Origin of the sequence: Shigella sp. FC1967 (genome assembly GCF_001743005.1) — a bacterium.
GTDB lineage: Bacteria > Pseudomonadota > Gammaproteobacteria > Enterobacterales > Enterobacteriaceae > Proteus.
Genome location: NZ_MIIZ01000169.1, coordinates 1 through 279 on the forward strand (window position 1 = coordinate 1; position 279 = coordinate 279).

The 279-nt window shown below is 50.2% G+C and carries 1 protein-coding gene and 1 pseudogene; both read right to left on the bottom strand.

All coding sequences use genetic code 11. From position 1 onward, the window contains the following. Positions 1–84 (bottom strand): annotated as a pseudogene (locus BHE89_RS01560) (NAD(P)H nitroreductase); the annotation flags it as partial. Between the two features lie 43 nt (positions 85–127). Then, the coding region (locus tag BHE89_RS01565; protein ID WP_141008253.1) for a zinc ribbon domain-containing protein at positions 128–279 on the bottom strand (152 nt) is incomplete at its 5' end.

Here is a 279-nt window from a genome sequence, read left to right on the forward strand (position 1 = left end):
AAATTCGTGATCAAGGATAGCGAAATCCATACCTTCCATTGGAACGGCATCAAGACCTAATGCTGCAACACCTAATAAAAAACTACGTGACTGCTCCCCCGCCGTAAACGGCGAGGCTTCCCACTTCTCAGACCGCAACCCTCTGTACGACGGATTTACGCGGGTCTCCATGGGCTGAAACGACGCGTCCCGCCGCTTGTAATTCCAATATGCCCTTGTGTCGGATATTGATTGCCGCATTGATATCTCGGTCATGTTCAACTCCACATTCAGGGCATT